The 16,517-nt window shown below is 65.2% G+C and carries 12 protein-coding genes; 6 read left to right on the plus strand and 6 right to left on the minus strand.

Annotation, left to right across the window (positions count from 1 at the left end):
• Positions 1-180 precede the first annotated feature (180 nt).
• The 4 genes from ACFRJ8_RS01705 to ACFRJ8_RS01720 all read right to left on the minus strand — a co-directional run bounded on the left by ACFRJ8_RS01705 (position 181) and on the right by ACFRJ8_RS01720 (position 5,509).
• Positions 181-1,689 carry an aldehyde dehydrogenase family protein gene (locus ACFRJ8_RS01705; protein WP_377984415.1) on the minus strand — a complete coding sequence of 503 codons (1,509 nt, stop codon included), beginning with the start codon at positions 1,687-1,689 and terminating at the stop codon, positions 181-183.
• A 71-nt stretch (positions 1,690-1,760) separates the two neighbouring features.
• Positions 1,761-2,654 carry a 4-hydroxy-tetrahydrodipicolinate synthase gene (gene dapA / locus ACFRJ8_RS01710; RefSeq protein ID WP_377984416.1) on the minus strand — a complete coding sequence of 298 codons (894 nt, stop codon included), beginning with the start codon at positions 2,652-2,654 and terminating at the stop codon, positions 1,761-1,763.
• Between the two features lie 50 nt (positions 2,655-2,704).
• Complete coding sequence (locus tag ACFRJ8_RS01715; protein ID WP_377984417.1) at positions 2,705-4,096, minus strand: protoporphyrinogen/coproporphyrinogen oxidase; 1,392 nt, start codon at positions 4,094-4,096, stop codon at positions 2,705-2,707.
• Between the two features lie 57 nt (positions 4,097-4,153).
• Complete coding sequence (locus tag ACFRJ8_RS01720; RefSeq protein WP_377984418.1) at positions 4,154-5,509, minus strand: MFS transporter; 1,356 nt, start codon at positions 5,507-5,509, stop codon at positions 4,154-4,156.
• A gap of 248 nt (positions 5,510-5,757) precedes the next feature.
• On the opposite strand from ACFRJ8_RS01720, the gene ACFRJ8_RS01725 reads away from it, so the two are divergent.
• The 4 genes from ACFRJ8_RS01725 (at position 5,758) to ACFRJ8_RS01740 (ending at position 10,655) form a co-directional block, all read left to right on the plus strand.
• Positions 5,758-6,438, plus strand: a complete 681-nt coding sequence (locus ACFRJ8_RS01725) for a GntR family transcriptional regulator (RefSeq protein WP_377984419.1) — start codon at positions 5,758-5,760, stop codon at positions 6,436-6,438.
• Positions 6,439-7,022: 584 nt separating this feature from the next.
• Positions 7,023-8,432: an MFS transporter gene (locus ACFRJ8_RS01730; RefSeq protein ID WP_377984420.1), complete on the plus strand. Its 1,410-nt coding sequence runs from the start codon at positions 7,023-7,025 to the stop codon at positions 8,430-8,432.
• A gap of 57 nt (positions 8,433-8,489) precedes the next feature.
• Positions 8,490-9,746, plus strand: a complete 1,257-nt coding sequence (locus ACFRJ8_RS01735; protein ID WP_377984421.1) for an aminopeptidase P family protein — start codon at positions 8,490-8,492, stop codon at positions 9,744-9,746.
• 96 nt (positions 9,747-9,842) lie between these two features.
• Positions 9,843-10,655 (plus strand): IclR family transcriptional regulator, encoded by an 813-nt coding sequence (locus ACFRJ8_RS01740; protein WP_377984422.1) that lies wholly within the window; start codon positions 9,843-9,845, stop codon positions 10,653-10,655.
• Between the two features lie 30 nt (positions 10,656-10,685).
• Here the strand turns inward: ACFRJ8_RS01740 and ACFRJ8_RS01745 are convergent, their stop codons facing one another.
• Positions 10,686-12,224 (minus strand): PucR family transcriptional regulator, encoded by a 1,539-nt coding sequence (locus tag ACFRJ8_RS01745; protein WP_377984423.1) that lies wholly within the window; start codon positions 12,222-12,224, stop codon positions 10,686-10,688.
• Between the two features lie 107 nt (positions 12,225-12,331).
• Here ACFRJ8_RS01745 and ACFRJ8_RS01750 point away from each other — a divergent pair, with 107 nt between their 5' ends.
• Both ACFRJ8_RS01750 and ACFRJ8_RS01755 read left to right on the plus strand, forming a co-directional pair.
• Entirely contained in the window at positions 12,332-13,867 is a 1,536-nt protein-coding gene (locus ACFRJ8_RS01750) for a purine-cytosine permease family protein (protein ID WP_377984424.1), read from the plus strand.
• Positions 13,868-13,882: 15 nt separating this feature from the next.
• Positions 13,883-14,854 carry a polysaccharide deacetylase gene (locus ACFRJ8_RS01755; RefSeq protein ID WP_377984425.1) on the plus strand — a complete coding sequence of 324 codons (972 nt, stop codon included), beginning with the start codon at positions 13,883-13,885 and terminating at the stop codon, positions 14,852-14,854.
• 107 nt (positions 14,855-14,961) lie between these two features.
• On the opposite strand, the gene ACFRJ8_RS01760 is transcribed toward ACFRJ8_RS01755, so the two are convergent.
• Positions 14,962-16,083, minus strand: a complete 1,122-nt coding sequence (locus ACFRJ8_RS01760) for a M20/M25/M40 family metallo-hydrolase (protein ID WP_377984426.1) — start codon at positions 16,081-16,083, stop codon at positions 14,962-14,964.
• Positions 16,084-16,517: the final 434 nt, after the last annotated feature.

A 16,517-nucleotide genomic window follows, 5' to 3' on the forward strand; every position in this document is an offset into this window, starting at 1 on the left:
CGCCCCGCCCGGGGCCGCCCCCCCCCCACTCCCGCCCATAATGGGTGGTTGTGGGGGGGGGCCCCCGAACTTCCCCCCCCCCCCCCCACGTTTCCGGCGACCCCGCAAGTTTCCGGCGACCCCGCACGTTTCCGGCGACGTGGACGACGGCGGGAGGCTGCCGCCGTCGTTCTCCGCAGGTTACCGGCCGCGGTTGTGCATGACGTGCTTGGTTCTGGAGTAGTCGTCCAGGGCGTAGATCGACAGATCGCGTCCGTAGCCGGAACCCTTGAATCCGCCCCAGGGAACTTCATTGGCCAGTACCAGATGCGAGTTCACCCAGACGGTGCCGGCGTCGATCCTGGAGGCCGCGTCATGGCTGCGCCGCGCGTCCTCGGTCCAGACAGAGGCGGCCAGGCCGAACGGCACGTCGTTTGCGCGGGCGATGGCTTCTTCTTCGCTGGCAAAGGTCTCGATGGTGACGACGGGTCCGAAGATCTCCTCACGGGAGCACTCGGCGCCGTCGGGCACGTCGACCAAAACCGTTGGGGCGACAAAGTACCCCGCACCCTCAAGAGCAGAGCCGCCGACGGCGGCCCGGATGCCGGCGCGCTGTGCACGCTCGAGGTAGCCGAGGACGCGGTCAAAGTGTCCCTTGGACGTCAGCGGCCCGATCTCGATATCCGGCCCGGCGCCGGGTTCGCCCACCTTCAGCGTACTGACCTCCTGGACCAGCAGATCCGTAAACTGTTCGGCCACGGATTCGTGGACCAGCACCCGGCAGGCTGCTCCGCATTCCTGGCCTGAATTCCAGTAGCCGGCGGCCCGCAGGGACGTCGCGGCTGCCGCCAGGTCGGCGTCGGCGAAGATCACCACCGGGGCCTTGCCGCCGAGCTCGAGGTGGACACGCTTGAGTGATTCCGCGGCTCCGCGGGCAACGGCGCGGCCGCTGTTGACCGACCCGGTGAGCGCAATCATGTCCACGTCCGGGTGTTCGGAGAGACGGGCACCGACGATCGAGCCGCGGCCGGTGACCACGTTGAAGACCCCCGGCGGCAGGATGTCGGCGACGAGTTCCGCGAACTTCAGTGTGGTCAGCGGTGTCTGTTCGGAGGGCTTGAGCACCAAGGTGTTGCCGGCTGCCAGGATGGGGGCGATCTTCCAGGCGCCCATGAGCAGGGGGTAGTTCCAGGGCGTCACGACTCCCACCACGCCCAGGGGTTCGCGCAGGACCAGGGACAGGTGGTCCGCGGCGTAGGTGCCGGCGGCCATGGAGGTGGTGGCCCGGAGGGCGCCTGCCATGAACCTGAAGGTGTCGATCGTTCCAGCGACGTCGTCCTCAGAAACCATGAACGGCTTTCCCGTGTTAGCCGACTCGAGCCGGGCCAGCGGCTCGGCATTTTCAGCGAGCCGGTCGGCGACCCGGTGCAGGATTTCGGAGCGTTCTTTGGGCACCAGGGATCCCCACTGGGCCTTGGCGGCGACGGCGGCGGCAACCGCCGCATCGACCTCCTCCACTGTGCCGTCGGCCACGGCGGCGAGCGGCTTCCCACTGCAGGGATCGATGACCTGGGTAATTGGTCCGGAATTGCCGGGCCGGAAGGCTCCGTCGATGAAGTGCTGGCCGGGGGCGAGCAATTCGGGCGTGATGAGCTGTTCGGGTGAATGGGAGCGGTGGATCTGCGTCGGGTTGCTGACCGAAATGGACATGTGGGTTACCTCCCCTGGGCGGGTGTTGCCTGGAACTGAGCGATTTGCTGTGCGGCGACGTGGCCCATCCCTTACCCCACGTTCTGGTAAAGGGCGGATAGCGCGTGTTGTACCCGGGCGAGGTCCTCAGCATTGAGGTCGGCCGTGGGGCGCCGGGGCGAGCCGGCCGAAAGCCCCTGCAAGGAAATGCCGGCTTTGATGGCCGGGATGAACGGAACGGAGAGAAGTGCGTCCACGACCGGGTACAGCTGCTTCCACAGTTCACGGGCACCCGTGAGGTCGCCTTCGGCGATCAGCCGGCTGACGGCAACGATTTCGTCGGGTATTACGTTGGCCGTACCGGCCATGACGCCCGCTGCGCCCTCAACAAGAGCGCTGTAGAGGTAGACATCCCATCCGATGAAGGTGCCGATGACATCGCCGTGGTGGTGGATCAGCTGCAGGGCTTGTTCCCAGTTGGCGCTCGAGTCCTTGATGTACCGGATGTTGTCCACCTCTTCGGCCAGCGCACGGACGGTTGCCGGGTCCAGGTTGACGCCGGTGACGGCCGGGATGTTGTAGAGCATGACCGGAAGCTTGACCGACCTGGCAACGTCCTTGATGTACGTGACTGTTTCCTCCAGGGACAACGGCTCGTAGTACGGCGTGATCAGCATGAGCACGTCGGCACCAGCCTTCTCAGCCGCCTGCGAAAGCCGGACGGCCTCGGCCGTCGAGGTTGCCCCGGTCTGGGCGATGACCGGGACGCGCCCGTTCGCCTGCTTGATGACGGTATCGATGAGCAGCAGCCGTTCCTCGGAGGACAAGGCGCCAACCTCACCCGTTGATCCGGCGGCCACGACGCCGTCGACGCCGGCGTCGACGGAACGGTCGACGACGCGCCGCAGCGTCTCGACGTCGATGGCGCCGTCCTGGTCGAACGGGGTGGCCAGTGCGGTGAGGACGCCTTGGAGTTGCTTTGACATGTCTGGTTTTCTCCTTGAAAGAGGGGGGTCTTAGGTTTGCCGGTGGCGGATCAGGAGCCCGTGGCCAGCCGCAGGGTGGGTGCCGGGGCGCCTTGCTTCTCCGTGGCCAGCAGGCTGGCAGCTTCCTGGGCTGCCGAGAAGCCGGTGGTGATTGAACTTTCGGTGTAGAGGGTTCCGAGGAAGTCGCCCGCCAGGAACACGCGGTCCGTCCCGCGCATGAGCGTCGACTGGAGCTTGGCCCGGCCGGGGAAGCAGTACGGCGAAGCAACCTCCCACCGGTCCGTCTCGGCCTCGACCACACTGTCAGCGAATCCGTGACCGAGAACCTGGTCCAGATCGGCAAGGTGGGTCTGGATGACTTCCTCATCGCTCTTGTCCAGCAACGCGCGCCCCAGACTGGCCGGCGAGAACGTCATGAAGCTGCCGCCGGGCTTGCGCACGAACTCGGAACCGCGGACGATGCTCGCCTGGTTCAGGGCGATCGCGAACGAGCGTTTCGGCGCGGCGATGGCATAGATGTCGTCCCAGGGCCTTGGGGATGTCTCGTTGGTCAGGAAGGCCGTGCTGACGTGCGGGCCGTACTTGATTTGGCCGAGCGCACCGCGCAGGTCCTCAGGAAGGTCAACGCCAATTTTGTGCGACACATCAGCGGTGGTCGCAAGGACGACGGCGCGGGCCTCTACTTCACGGTCGAGACCGCCCTGGCTGTACCGGACGACGACGGAGTTCTTCCTGTGGACGACCTCTTGCACAGTGGCCCCGAGCTGGATGCGGTCGCGCAGCGAGGCCGCGATCGACTCGGTCAGGGTGGAGGGGCCACCAACGATGCCCCGGCTGAGCCCCTGGCCGATACCCAGTACCAGGCTGAAGTATCCGATTCCGGCGCCGGCAGAGATTTCGTCCATGTCCCCCGAGGAGCGTGTGACGGTGGTCTTGAACAGTGCGGCTGCGTCCTCTGACAGGTTTCCAATGAAGTCGAGGAACGAGTTGTCGTTCTCGAAGTCATAGATGCGCTGCTGGCGCATTGAACCGGATTCCTCTGAACGCTTCCTCACGACGCCCGTGTACTTGGCCACGCCGCTGACCACCTTCATGCCGGCCCGCAGGGTGTCGATGCGCGATGTCAGGGACATCGGAATGCGGAACGGGTAGGTGGCGATGTGTCCTTTGCGAATGAACTTGCCGTTCATCGACAGGGCTTGGAGGGATCCGGGGATCTGAACGGCTGTTACCCCGACTTCCTTGAGCAAGGCATCCGTGGACGATCCTTCCCCGGCGAAGACGTGCCCTCCCCAGTTCAACCAGTAGGCACCCCGGCGCTCCGAGCGGATCCGCCCGCCGACCCGCTCGGCTGCTTCCAGCACCACCGAGTCCCAGTGCCGCAGCCGCCAGGCTGCTGAAAGGCCGGCGAGGCCGCCTCCGACAATAACTACGTCTTTCATGATCTGAACTTTCTGTGGTGAGGGCTGCTGGGCAGTAGTGGCGGTTTAGTTCACGTCTTAGTTCACGGCGCGCTGGCTCAGGACGGCCTTGGCGGGGATTTTGCCAGGCAGCGCGGCTGCCTCGCCCAAGGTCAGGCCCCGGGTTTCCGGTGCCATGACGATCGAAACGGCCATGCCGATCAGCGTGATGATCCCGGCAATGATCATGGTGGGTCCGATGCCGAGGGTGGTCAGGGCCAAGGGGACCAGGTATGTGCCCACGGCGGCGCCGATCCGGCTCAGGGAGGAGGCCAGCCCGACGGCGGATCCGCGCACTTCCGTGGGGAACAGTTCGTTGGGGTAGACCCACTGCATGATCTGCGTGCCGCCGATGAGGAGGGCGTAGGCGGCGAAGAGGGTCATGATGATCCAGGAGTCGGCGTCGGGGAACAATCCCATGGCCAGAAGCGCCAGGCCGCTCCAGAGGAAGCTGTGGATGATCAGGGGCCGCCGGCCCATCCTGTTGACCAGGAACACGGCAACCAGGCATCCAACGAGAAACATCACGGTGATGGCGGCGGAGCCGATGTGTGCCATGTCGCCGCCCAGCTTGAGGGCTGCCAGGATGGCCGGCCCGAAGGCGTAGACCGCGAACAGGGGAACGATTGAGCAGGTCCAGAAGATGGTGATGAAGGCCATGCGCTTGCCGTACCCGGACTTCAGGAGCTGGCCGACGCTGACGTTCTGGCCGGCCTCTTCGGGCAGGTCAGCCAGGGTGACTTCCGGACCGTAGACGCGCTTGAGCACCTTGGTGGCTTCGTCGTAGCGGCCCTTCTTGACCAGCCAGCGGGGAGATTCGGGGGTGCCGATGCGCAGCAGGACGATGATGAGGGCGGGCACGGCCGAGCTGGCGAGCATCCAACGCCACCCGTCCTCGAACGTCAGCAGGAACTGGCCAACGATGTAGGCAACGGCTGCGCCCACAAACCACATGGTGACAAAGGCCCCGAGCAGCGGACCGCGCCACTTTTTCGGCGTGAATTCCGCGAGCAGGGAGGTGGCGATCGGGTAGTCCGCGCCGACGGCAAAGCCGATGAGCAACCGGAGGATGATCAGCCAGAATGCGTCGTTGACGAAGGCCTGGGCGACGGAGCACGCCACCAAGGCGATGAGGTCCACGGTGAAGAGCAGGTGCCGGCCGAACTTGTCGGTCAGCCAGCCGCCCAGGAAGGCGCCGAAGAAGATGCCCACCAGGGCGGCGGCACCGATCATTCCCTGCTGCGAGGCCGAGAGGTTGAACTGCGGCGTGATCTGGATCATCGCAACGCCGATAATGCTGAGGATGTACCCGTCAACGAACGGGCCCCCGGAAGAGTAAAGGGCCAACTTCTTATGAAAAGACGATAGGGGAGCGTCATCAACTACATGGGACATGTGCATTCCTTTCGGAACTGGGATGGACCGGTCTGAGCCGACCCTGGGGAGTATTTTTGCCGTATCCCGGCCTGAACGCAGTCGTCATTGGCAACGATCGACCGGTATGCGTAGAACTTGCGAACCCTTCCCGACCGAGTCCCTGTAGGGGCCGTCAGGAGCTTGTGTGACATAAACCACCATAAGATGTGATCACAAATCACACAAGAGAAAAACCCGAACTTCTTGAGGAGGGATATATTTGATCTGTGGTCATATCAAAGCGTGTAGTCCCAACCCTGTTGACCGATCAGGTCTACGCGATGATTCACGAGGCCATCCTCAATGGCGACCTCCCGGCCGGCGCCAGGTTGAGGGTGCGCGATCTTGCCGAGCAGGTTGGAACCAGTGTCATGCCTGTCCGCGAAGCCATCCGGCGTCTCGAAGAAGCGGGGCTGGCCGAGCGGGAGCCGCATAAGGGTGCCGTCGTCAAAACCCTCTCGCTGGAGGAGCTCATCCACGTTTACGATGTCCGCCGGCTGTTGGAGACGGAGGCCGCGCGGCTGGGAAGCCGGCAGATCACGGCCCAGGACTGCGACGAGATGCAGGCGGAGTATGAGCTGATGCGCGCGGCCATTGCCGAGCGCAGGGTCATTGCGCTGCTGGATCATGACGAAGCGATGCTGGGGATCCTCTACAGGGCTGCGGGAAACCCCGTTCTCGTTTCGATGATCCAGACACTGTGGCAGCATTGCCGGGCCTACAAGATCGTCGGCGCCCAGGGTTCGCTGGATACTGCCGGGGATGACTCCCTGTGGCGGTATCAGCAGGAATTGATCACTGGTGCCCGGGCCAATGACGCCGACGCCGCCGCGGCAATCAACGCGGCATCACTTCTCGACGCCTCGGACCGGATCAAGGCACGGCTTGCCGCGCAGGCCGAGGGCTAGCCCGACGCGCCTCGTGCCTGGCGATGCGCAAAATACCCACCGCGCCCGTATACCGGCCGCGTCAGGTATTTGCCGCGTCGCCTGACGGCATGCGCGTCCGTTTAGCCGCTTTACTTCCGGCGCTTCGGCCACTTCACGTATAACAGGAGCAATCCCAGCAGGAACGAGTCGACGGTCATGATGCCGCCCATGAGATAGGCCCACCCGGCCATCATGGCTCGCCGGCCGTCCGGCCGGAAGTGCGCACGCGTACAAGAATGCCCATGACGATCTCCTGACGTGGATCCCCCAGCCACTCGATAGTCCACCAAGTGTGCCACCGCGTCGGCATGGGCGGAACCGGGGCACCTCCCGGCTCAAGCTTTTCACAAGCTGCCGCGCGCGGCGTAAATTTTGCAACTCTGTCTCGTTGGGCGCAACTCACGTTCCGCGACCTGCCAGGTGTTTTCTGGGCTGCTTCGGCGGAATCCGCTGAATGCGTCGTGCGACGGAAAACAAAAAAGCATTGACTGTGTCATGCGTCACGCCTAATCTGGTGCAACAGCGTTGCACTGATTGCAACCCAAAAACACTTTGGTGGACACATGAGTAACGAAAATTCCTCCCCGGCCTCACTTGCGGGGTCGATCCGCCCGGAGTCGAATAGCGGGCATGGCAGTACTTCCTCCGGACACGCCACGTTGAGCGGCCGTGCGGCCGCGGGCGGGCAAGACCCCGTCGTCAGCAGGGAGACCCGACGGCGGGTGGTCGCCGCAAGCTTCATCGGGAACTTCGTCGAATGGTTCGACTACGCCGTCTACGGCTACCTGGCCGCAACAATCGCCGCGGTCTTCTTCCCCGAATCCAATCCTCAGACCGCGCTGCTGCTGACTTTCGCCCTGTTCGCCATCTCGTTCCTGGTGCGGCCGCTCGGCGGCTTCGTCTGGGGCCACATCGGCGATCGGGTGGGGCGCCGGACTGCGCTTTCCCTGTCAATCCTGATCATGTCCGGAGCGACCTTCTGCATCGCCCTTATCCCGGGCTACAACTCCATCGGCATCTGGGCCCCGATCCTTCTCCTGCTGGTGCGCGTCGTCCAGGGCTTCTCCGCCTCGGGCGAATACGCCGGCGCATCCGCCTTCCTGGTGGAGTACGCCCCGGCCAACAAACGCGGCCTGTACGCGGCGGTGGTTCCGGCCAGCACGGCCGCAGGCCTGCTGCTCGGCTCCCTGCTCGCCGGCCTGCTGACCATCCTGCTCAGCACCGAGGCGATGCACAGCTGGGGGTGGCGGCTGCCGTTCCTGCTCGCCGCCCCGATGGGTCTGATCGGACGCTACATCCGCACCAAGCTGGAAGACACCCCGGTGTTCCGCGAACTGGCAGAGGAGGACCAGGCCATCAAGGCTCCGGTATCCAGCCTCTTCCGGAACCACTGGCGGTTGCTGCTGAAGGCCGTCGGAGCCGTGTTGCTCAACGCCGTCGGGTTCTACGTGATCCTGAGCTACATGCCCACGTACCTGTCCTCGGAACTGGGCCTCGGCGCGGCAGAATCCTTCCTTGCCACCACCATCGCCCTGGTCACGTACATCGGGTTCATCTTCCTGACCGGAATGCTCTCGGACCGCTACGGCCGGAAAAAGGTACTCATCGCCGCATCCCTGAGCTTCATCCTGCTGACCGTGCCGGCCTTCGCCCTGCTGGGCACCGGGAACTTCCTGGTGATCGTCCTGGTCCAGATCCTGCTGGGCGGCATGCTCACACTCAATGACGGCACGCTCCCGAGCTTCCTGGCGGAAATGTTCCCCACCCGTGTCCGCTACAGCGGCTTCGCCGTCAGCTTCAACCTCTCCAACGCGCTGTTCGGCGGCACTGCGCCGTTCATGGCGACCCTCCTGATCGCCGCGACGGCCAATGACCTGGCCCCGGCCTGGTACCTCGCCGGCGCCGCGGCCATCTCCCTGATCGCCGTCGTGCTTTCCCGTGAAACCAGCAAAGAACCGCTGCGCCACGACTAGCCCCGGCCGGCGCCCCAATTTTCCCCTCCAAGAACAGCACTGCAGAAAGGCACCACCATGACCATCGCAACCTCCAACAACGCTTCGTCCATCGCCGAACTGGAGCGATTGAAAGTCCTGCACAACGGGCAGAAGGAAAAATTGACCTTTTCCAACGCCGAATTTGAGCGCCGGCTCGGCGGACTGCGCCGCATCATGGCGGAGAAGGACCTGGACGCCGTCGTTCTGACCAGCTACCACTCCATCAAGTACTACTCCGACTTCCTCTTCACCTACTTCGGCCGGTCCTACGCGATGGTGGTCACCAAGGACGACACCGTGACTGTCACGGCCAACATCGACGCCGGCATGCCGTGGCGGCGCAGCTACGGCGACAACGTGGTGTACACGGACTGGCGCCGGGACAACTACATCTTCGCCATCCAGGAGGCGCTGCGCACCCGCGGCATTAACCCCCGCCGGCTCGGCGTCGAAGACGATTCGCTCCCGCTGGACAACCGGAACAAGATCCAGGCGGCGTTTGCAGGAGCCGCCCTGATGGACGTGGCCCAGGCCGCGATGCGCCAGCGGATGATCAAATCGGCCGAAGAGATCGAGGTGATCAAGCACGGAGCCCGCATCGGCGACCTCGGCGGCGAAGCCATCCGCAACGCCATCACCGCGGGCATCACCGAATATGAGGTCGCCCTGATCGGCACGGAGGCCATGGTCCACGAAATCGCCCGGACCTTCCCGGACTCGGAAATCCGTGACACCTGGGTGTGGTTCCAGTCCGGCATCAACACCGACGGCGCCCACAACTGGGCCACCACGCGCAAGATCCGGGAGCACGACATCCTGTCCCTGAACTGCTTCCCCATGACCTCCGGCTACTACACCGCACTGGAGCGCACCCTGTTCTACGGCGAACCGGACGCCCGCTCCCTTGAGCTGTGGAACATCAACGTGGAAGTCCACAAGCGCGGCCTCGAGCTCATCAAGCCCGGAGCGGTCTGCAAGGACATCGCCGCCGAGCTGAACGAGATCTACGTGGGCCACGGATTGCTGGCCAACCGGACATTCGGCTACGGGCACTCGTTCGGCGTCTTGAGCCACTACTACGGCCGCGAAGCCGGACTGGAACTCCGCGAGGACATCGACACCGTGCTCGAACCCGGCATGGTGGTCTCCATGGAACCCATGATCACCGTCATGGACGGCCAGCCCGGCGCCGGCGGCTACCGGGAGCACGACATCCTGGTGGTCGGTGAGGACGGAGCCGAGAACATCACGAAGTTCCCGTTCGGCCCGGAATACAACATCGTGGGCGCCTGAGACACCCACACCTCCTGAAAGGGACGGCCAGCAGAGCGGCGCCACGTCCACCGTGGCGCCGCTTTCGGGCCCCCATACGGAATGATGGTAGACACCATGACCCCAGCAGAATCTCCCGAAACCACCGGAAACGGCGACACCAAGGGCACCTCCGTGATCGTCAACGCCATCGCCGTGCTGCGAACGTTCACGGCCGACGAACCGCTGCTCGGGGTCACCGAGATCGCCAACCGGGTGGGCCTGCACAAGAGCACCGTTTCCCGGATCCTGGCCACGTTCGAACAAGAACACCTGGTGGAACGGGACCCGGAAACCCGCCGGTTCCGGCTGGGGCTGGGACTGATCGCCGTCGCCGGACCTCTGCTGGCCGAACTGGAAGAACGGCGCGTGGCGTACCCGGTCCTGCGTGAACTCACCGAACAGACCGGCGAAACCAGTGCCCTCATGGTGTGGAACAGCGCCGAATCAATGTGCGTCGAGCAGATCGCCAGCCGCCACCAAATCAAGCACACCACCCCGCTGGGAGCCCGGTACACGGACGCCATGAGCGCGTCCGTGCAGGTCTTCCTGTCCGCCGCACCCGTCGAACGCGTCCGCGCACTCCTGCGCAGCGGAGCGATCAGCTACCCGGGACTCGATGATGCGGGCCTGGACGGCTACCTGATCAAGCTCAAGGATGTGACGGCTCGTGGTTGGGCCATTAACTACGGCGAATCCGCCATCGACGAAGTGGGGGTGGCCGCCCCCGTCCATGACCACCGCGGCGACATCGTGGCGGCCGTCCTGATCTCGGCGCCCCGGTTCCGCGTCTCCCGCGAAGGGCTACAGAACCTGGGTGAAGCGTGCGCGGCTGCGGCCGACAAGATCACCAGGCGGCTGGGCGGCCGCGCGTCCCGCAGCAACGACTAGCGCGGGGCCGGCCAGCGCGGCACATGCGCCTTAGCCCAGCCGGGCCAGCCGCGTTGCCAAATGTAAGGCCGCGAGCCGGCCCGTTCGCCGGGGGTCGCCGCCGCACAGTTCGAAGATCCGCTGCAGCCGTTGATGCATCGACTGCCGTTCCACGTGCAGCTCCCTGGCCGCCTGGGCGGTGTTGCAGCCGGAATCCAGCCAGGTGGCCAGGGTGTCGAGCAGCCGCGAATTGCGTTGGGCATCATGGTCCAGGAGTGCGCCCAGCTGCTGGCGCACGAAGTTCCGCCGTCGCTCCGTATCCAGGCTTCCCACCGCGAGGCGTTCGACGGCGAATACCTCCGAATCGATCACAGGACAGTGCGGTCCCTCGGCTGCCGCGGGGGACCTTTCCAGCGCGTCCGCCAGTTCCAGCGTGAGCCTGGATTCCGACAGCGACAAGGGAGCTTCCGATATCCCGGCGGCCAGCGGGCCAACGGCAACGAGCGTATCTGCCAACGCGGGCAACCCCCGCAGGCTGGCCAGCAGCGCGTGCCGGCTTTCGCGCGGATTATCGCCCGGCAGGACGGCCACCGCCAGGAGCTCGGCGTTATCGACATAGGTGGCGCTCGACTGGGCCCCCCGGGTCAGAAGGCGCTCCACCGGGGCCCGGAGCTGTTGAAGCATGTCGGACCGGATCACGATGGCCACGAGGGCGGCAGCAGGCGGAATCCCCGCCGCGGAGGCCAGCTGCTGGAGCCGCCAGGCCTGGCTGCCCGAATCTATGGCACGAAGCAGGGCCGCCCCGGCCACTTCCTTAAGCCCGGGAGACATCCGCTGCAGCAGGGCCAGGGCCAGAATGTCCACTGAGCGGTTCCCGGCTGTCCGGGCCAGGTTCTCGTCCTCGCCCGCCGGGACCCGGAGCAGCAGCTGCGCAGCGAGAATGCCGCGGATCGGGACGTCGATGTGGATCAGGCGGGCCTGCTCCTGCGGCTCCAGGGTGGAGGCGTCGGTAGTCTCTGCCTGCTCCGGGGTTGCGCTGGCCAGGGTCGCACCCGATATGGACGTCAGGGTCACCTCGGCATGGATGATGCCGGCCAGCACGGCGAGGATCCGGTCCAGTCCGCCGCCGTGCGCCAGCTCGACTGCCATGGCGTGACTGGCCTCGTCCGCCCGCCGCAATTGGGACACCGAGTCGCTGACCAGCATCGAGTTGATGGCCTGCATGACACCGACAAACGGCACTACGCCGCGAAGTTCGATCAGTGGAAGGCCGGCTTCCTCGGCGGCCGCCACCATAGCGGACGGGAGGGACGGAAGGGCCGCCCCGGTTTCGATGGCGACGGCGGCCACACCCCGCTCTGCCAGCTGGCGAACGTAATTGACCTGCCGCTCCTCAGAGGCCTGGGCCAGGGCTTCGCCGCCAGTCAGCAGAAGCTCCCCGCCGGCAAGCAAGGGTGCGATGTCGATGATTTCACTGGAGTGGATCCACCGCAGCTGGGTCCGGGCGGCAGCCCGGGCCGCGGCCCGGATGACGGGATCGGCAGCCGCCAGGGTCGGATGGTTCAGCACATCGTCAAGACGAGTTGACATTACACTCCGTCACGTCGCTCTAGGTTTAATTAGACACATTGTATATGGCTGGATGTGGCCTACGACACATAATCTTGAGGAATCCCATACACCCTCGGAGGCTCCCAATGCGTCAAAAATCCCCAGCGGCCCCAGCCGGCACCGCGCCGGTGGCCAGTGAAGACCACGAGGCTTGGCTTCACCCCATCCCCGAATCAGAGCGGACCCGCAAGGTGTCCGGCCAGTTCTGGATCTGGGCTGGCGCCAACCTCGCCCCGATTAACTGGGTGCTCGGAGCGCTCGGCATCCAGCTCGGCCTGGGGTTCGCGGACACGGTCACCGTTCTTGTCCTTGGAAACCTGATCGGGATGCTGCTCTTTGGGTGCTTTGTCCTGCTGGGCCAAAAAACGGGAGCGACCGGCATGGTGCTGGCCCGGGCCGCCTTTGGCCGACGCGGAAACTACCTGCCGGCGGCCATTCAGGCCCTGCTGGTGATCGGTTGGTGTGCGGTCAACACCTGGATCATCCTGGATCTGGTCATGGCGCTGTTCGGAACCCTGGGATGGGTCGACCCGGAGGCCCGCAACTATGCGTGGAAGATCGGCATCGCCACCTTCATCATGGCTGCCCAGGTAACCATTGCCTGGTTCGGCTACAAGGCCATCGCCGCGTTCGAGAAATGGACCGTCCCGCCGACCATCATCATCCTGACCGTGATGTCCGCCGTGGCCTGGTTCGGCATGAAGATCAACTGGACCTACGCTGGTCCCGCCGGCCACATCCTGGAAGGCTCGGAACGCATCGCCGCGATGAGCGCGGTCATGACGGCGATCGGCATCGGCTGGGGCATCACCTGGTTCACCTACGCCGCAGACTACTCCCGCTTCGTCAGCACCACGGTGCCCAAGCGCAAGGTCTACCTCGCGTCGGTGCTGGGCCAGTTCATCCCGGTCGTCTGGCTGGGCATCCTGGGGGCCAGCCTGGCCACCAACACGGGAGAGATCGATCCCGGCAAACTCATCGTCCTGAACTTCGGCGCACTGGCCCTGCCCGTGCTGCTCATGGTGCTGCACGGCCCGATCGCGACCAACATCCTGAACATCTACACCTTTTCCGTCGCCACTCAGGCGCTGGACATCTCCATCAGCAGGCGCAAGTTGAACCTCTTCGTCGGCGTCTTCTCCCTTGCTGTCGTGATCTTCTTCATCTTCCAGGAAGATTTCGCCACGGTACTGGATGCATGGCTGATTGGGCTGGTCGCCTGGGTGGCCGCCTGGGGCGGAGTCATGCTGGTCCACTACTTCTGGATCGAGAAACGCTGGCCCGGTAACCCAGACAGGCTCTTCGACGCCGTCGGCACCAAACGGCTGCCAGGCGTAAACCCGGCAGGCATCGCCTCCCTGATCATCGGCATCTTCGCCACCTGGCTTTTCATGTACGGGCTGGTGCCGGCAATGCAGGGACCCATCGCGGTCGCCCTGGGCGGGTGGGATTTGTCCTGGCTCGCCGGGGGACTCTCCAGCGCCGCAGCCTACGCCGTCCTCGGACCGCGGTTCCACCGGAAGTTCCTCGATGTCCCCAGCGGCAGCGAACAGAGCACAGATCCAGCAACGCCTCACGCGGCCGACCTTCCGGTCCCGTCCACCACCCGCGCCGCCCTTTAGCAGGAGATCAACCCCGTGAACTTCCCCGCTTTCGCCGACACCGCCCACCCCATCACCTGGCCCGCAGGGCATCGTGCCGCCGCGTCCTTCACCTTCGACGTCGACGCCGAATCCTGCACCATCGCCCATGACCCGCAGAGCACCAGGCGCATGTCACTCATGACGCACCAGTCCTACGGGCCGAAGGTCGCCGTTCCGCGGATCCTGCAGATCCTTGAGCGCCAGGACATTCTGGCGACGTTCTTCGTCCCTGGATTCACCGCCGAATGCTATCCGGACGTGGTCCGCCGGATTGCCGACGGCGGCCACGAGATTGCCCACCACGGCTACCTGCACGAACCCATGCAGGGCATCGACGCCGCCGCCGAGGCGCGGTACCTGGACCGGGGCCTGGACGCCCTGGCCAAGGCCGCCGGCGTCCGGCCGACGGGCTACCGTGCACCGTGGTGGGAGCTCAACTGGCATTCGGCAACCCTCCTGGCCGATCGCGGCTTCCTTTATGACTCAAGCCTGCTCGACGGCGACGCCCCCTACCGCTTCAGCGTTGCCGAGGGGGACCTCCGCGATCTCGTGGAAATCCCCGTCGACTGGGCTCTGGACGACTGGGAGCAGTACGCCTTCTACCCGGGCGTCACCGGCAGCGGGGTCATCGAAAGCCCGGCCAAGGTCCTCGAAATGTGGACGCTGGAGGCCGAAGCGCACCACGCTGCCGGGAGTTGCTTCGTCCTGACCAACCACCCCTTCATTTCCGGCCGGCCGTCCAAGGCCGTGGCCCTGGAACAGCTGATGGAACGGGTCAAATCCATGGACGGGATGTGGGTCACCACCATGGAGAACATCGCGCAACACACGCGCGACTCCGTCGAAGAGATCCACACCCACGCGCGCATTGCCGTGCCCGGGTTCCCCGACACCGGTGCACGGTTCACGCCGGCCACCGTGCGGCAGCCCCAAGGAGCCCCGGCGCGGCGCGGGGCCGGGATCTAAGGCGCTATTCGGCCCCAGAAGTACCGGTCCCCGGCACGGCCCCTCAACAGAAGGCGGCCGTGCCGGGGACCTTCCTGCGTGGACGCCAGGAGCGGCAGACGTGGCGATTAGCCGGTCTTGGCCATCGCGTAGGCCACGGTGGCGTAGGCCAGGGCGCCCGACATTTCCTGGAGCAGTTCCGGGTTGGTGTTGGCGATGGTGTCGCAGGCCTCGTGGTAGCAGGGATCGAGGACCTTGCCGGCCGCCCCGCCAAAGGACCGCGCCTGGGCCTGGGACTTCTTCTTCTCATCACCGGTGAACAGCCCGCCGCCGGGAATGCCGGCCGAGAGGAAGGCATCGTAGTCGGAGCCGCCGTCAAAGGGCGTAGTCTCGGCGGGCAGCGCGTTCTCCTGGAAGTAACGGAACAGGATGTCCTCGATCGCCTTGGACCCGGCCGGGCCGGCGTGGCCGAAATCCGTGCCGTCCCCGTCATGCACGGACCGCACGCCGTTGGGCGAGGCTGCCATGTCCACGTTCAGGTTCGCCGCGGTCTGGCCGATCTCGGCCTGGCTGAGTTCGTCGACGTAGTGCTGGGACCCGTACAGCCCGTCCTCTTCCCCGCCCCAGAACGCGAACCGGACCCGGTTGGCCGGGGTGATCCCGGCCTCCTTCATCCACCGCGCGGTCTCCAGGACCGCCGCCACCCCGCTGGCGTTGTCGTTGATGCCCGGGCCTTCCTTCACGGAGTCCAGGTGCGCGCCCACCACCACGGTGTGCCCGGCGTCGCCGCCGGTGTCGGCGAGGATGTTGAAGGACTCCACCCGCGCCTTGCCCCGGCCATCCCCCCTGAACGTGAAGGTCTGCCGCACCGGTGCATACCCGGCCGCCCGCAGCTGCTCCTCGACGTAGCGGCCAGATTCCTCATATCCGGAGGTGCCCGAAGCGCGGTTTCCGTCATTGGCGTCGGCAATGCGCTGCAGCGCCTGCATGTGCCCCACCATGTTCCGGGACTTGAAAGCCGCCAGCACCGTCCGCGCGTCCGCCGCGCTGACAGGCTCCACCTGGGGCACCGAAGCGCTGGGGATGGCGGATTTGGCGGGTTTGGGAGATTTGCTCGCCGCGGCACTGGAGGGTGAATCCGACGTGGAGTCGGACCGGGAACCGGACGGAGTCCCGGACGTACAGGCCGCGGTTGAGAGCAGAACGAGGGCGAGGACCGAGGGAAGTAGGTGTTTTCGCAGCGTGATCATGTCGGGCAACCCATCAGTAGTCGGAACCAGTTCGCTTGCTTCCGGCTCGATTGGTCAAGACGCTTGCCACTGACGCTCCAGTAAGTCGCGGCCACCATCGCCCGGCAGATACTCCTATCAGATCGCTCCCATTGTCAGTCCTTCGGCACCATCGGCCATAGCCTCCGAAGCTGTGAATATCCTGAGGAAATCGCGGCTGGGCCAGGACCGATGGCCGCAGGTATGACAGATGAGCGATTGGCCAACGGTTGGGAAGGAGGGGCGGGCTCAGAGAGCGCGTCTTCGGGATTGCCCGGCCTGGAAAATCGGCTGTTTCTTAAAGCAATACAACTGTTGACTAGTGAGCAACTTCACAGTTAGAGTTGCGAAACCGAAAAGCCGCCGGAAGGCGGACTCGAGATCTCAAGCGGAAGGGATGGCGTGCGCGAACCGCC

Source organism: Arthrobacter sp. NPDC056886, assembly GCF_042788715.1.
In the GTDB taxonomy this organism is placed as follows: domain Bacteria; phylum Actinomycetota; class Actinomycetes; order Actinomycetales; family Micrococcaceae; genus Arthrobacter.

Excerpts from the sequence above, each read along its gene's own strand:
- ACFRJ8_RS01705 (WP_377984415.1), bottom strand. The coding sequence starts at position 1,689 with ATGTCCATTTCGGTCAGCAACCCGACGCAGATCCACCGCTCCCATTCA.
- dapA (WP_377984416.1), bottom strand. The coding sequence starts at position 2,654 with ATGTCAAAGCAACTCCAAGGCGTCCTCACCGCACTGGCCACCCCGTTC.
- ACFRJ8_RS01715 (WP_377984417.1), bottom strand. The coding sequence starts at position 4,096 with ATGAAAGACGTAGTTATTGTCGGAGGCGGCCTCGCCGGCCTTTCAGCA.
- ACFRJ8_RS01720 (WP_377984418.1), bottom strand. The coding sequence starts at position 5,509 with ATGTCCCATGTAGTTGATGACGCTCCCCTATCGTCTTTTCATAAGAAG.
- ACFRJ8_RS01730 (WP_377984420.1), top strand. The coding sequence starts at position 7,023 with ATGAGTAACGAAAATTCCTCCCCGGCCTCACTTGCGGGGTCGATCCGC.
- ACFRJ8_RS01735 (WP_377984421.1), top strand. The coding sequence starts at position 8,490 with ATGACCATCGCAACCTCCAACAACGCTTCGTCCATCGCCGAACTGGAG.
- ACFRJ8_RS01740 (WP_377984422.1), top strand. The coding sequence starts at position 9,843 with ATGACCCCAGCAGAATCTCCCGAAACCACCGGAAACGGCGACACCAAG.
- ACFRJ8_RS01745 (WP_377984423.1), bottom strand. The coding sequence starts at position 12,224 with ATGTCAACTCGTCTTGACGATGTGCTGAACCATCCGACCCTGGCGGCT.
- ACFRJ8_RS01750 (WP_377984424.1), top strand. The coding sequence starts at position 12,332 with ATGCGTCAAAAATCCCCAGCGGCCCCAGCCGGCACCGCGCCGGTGGCC.
- ACFRJ8_RS01760 (WP_377984426.1), bottom strand. The coding sequence starts at position 16,083 with ATGATCACGCTGCGAAAACACCTACTTCCCTCGGTCCTCGCCCTCGTT.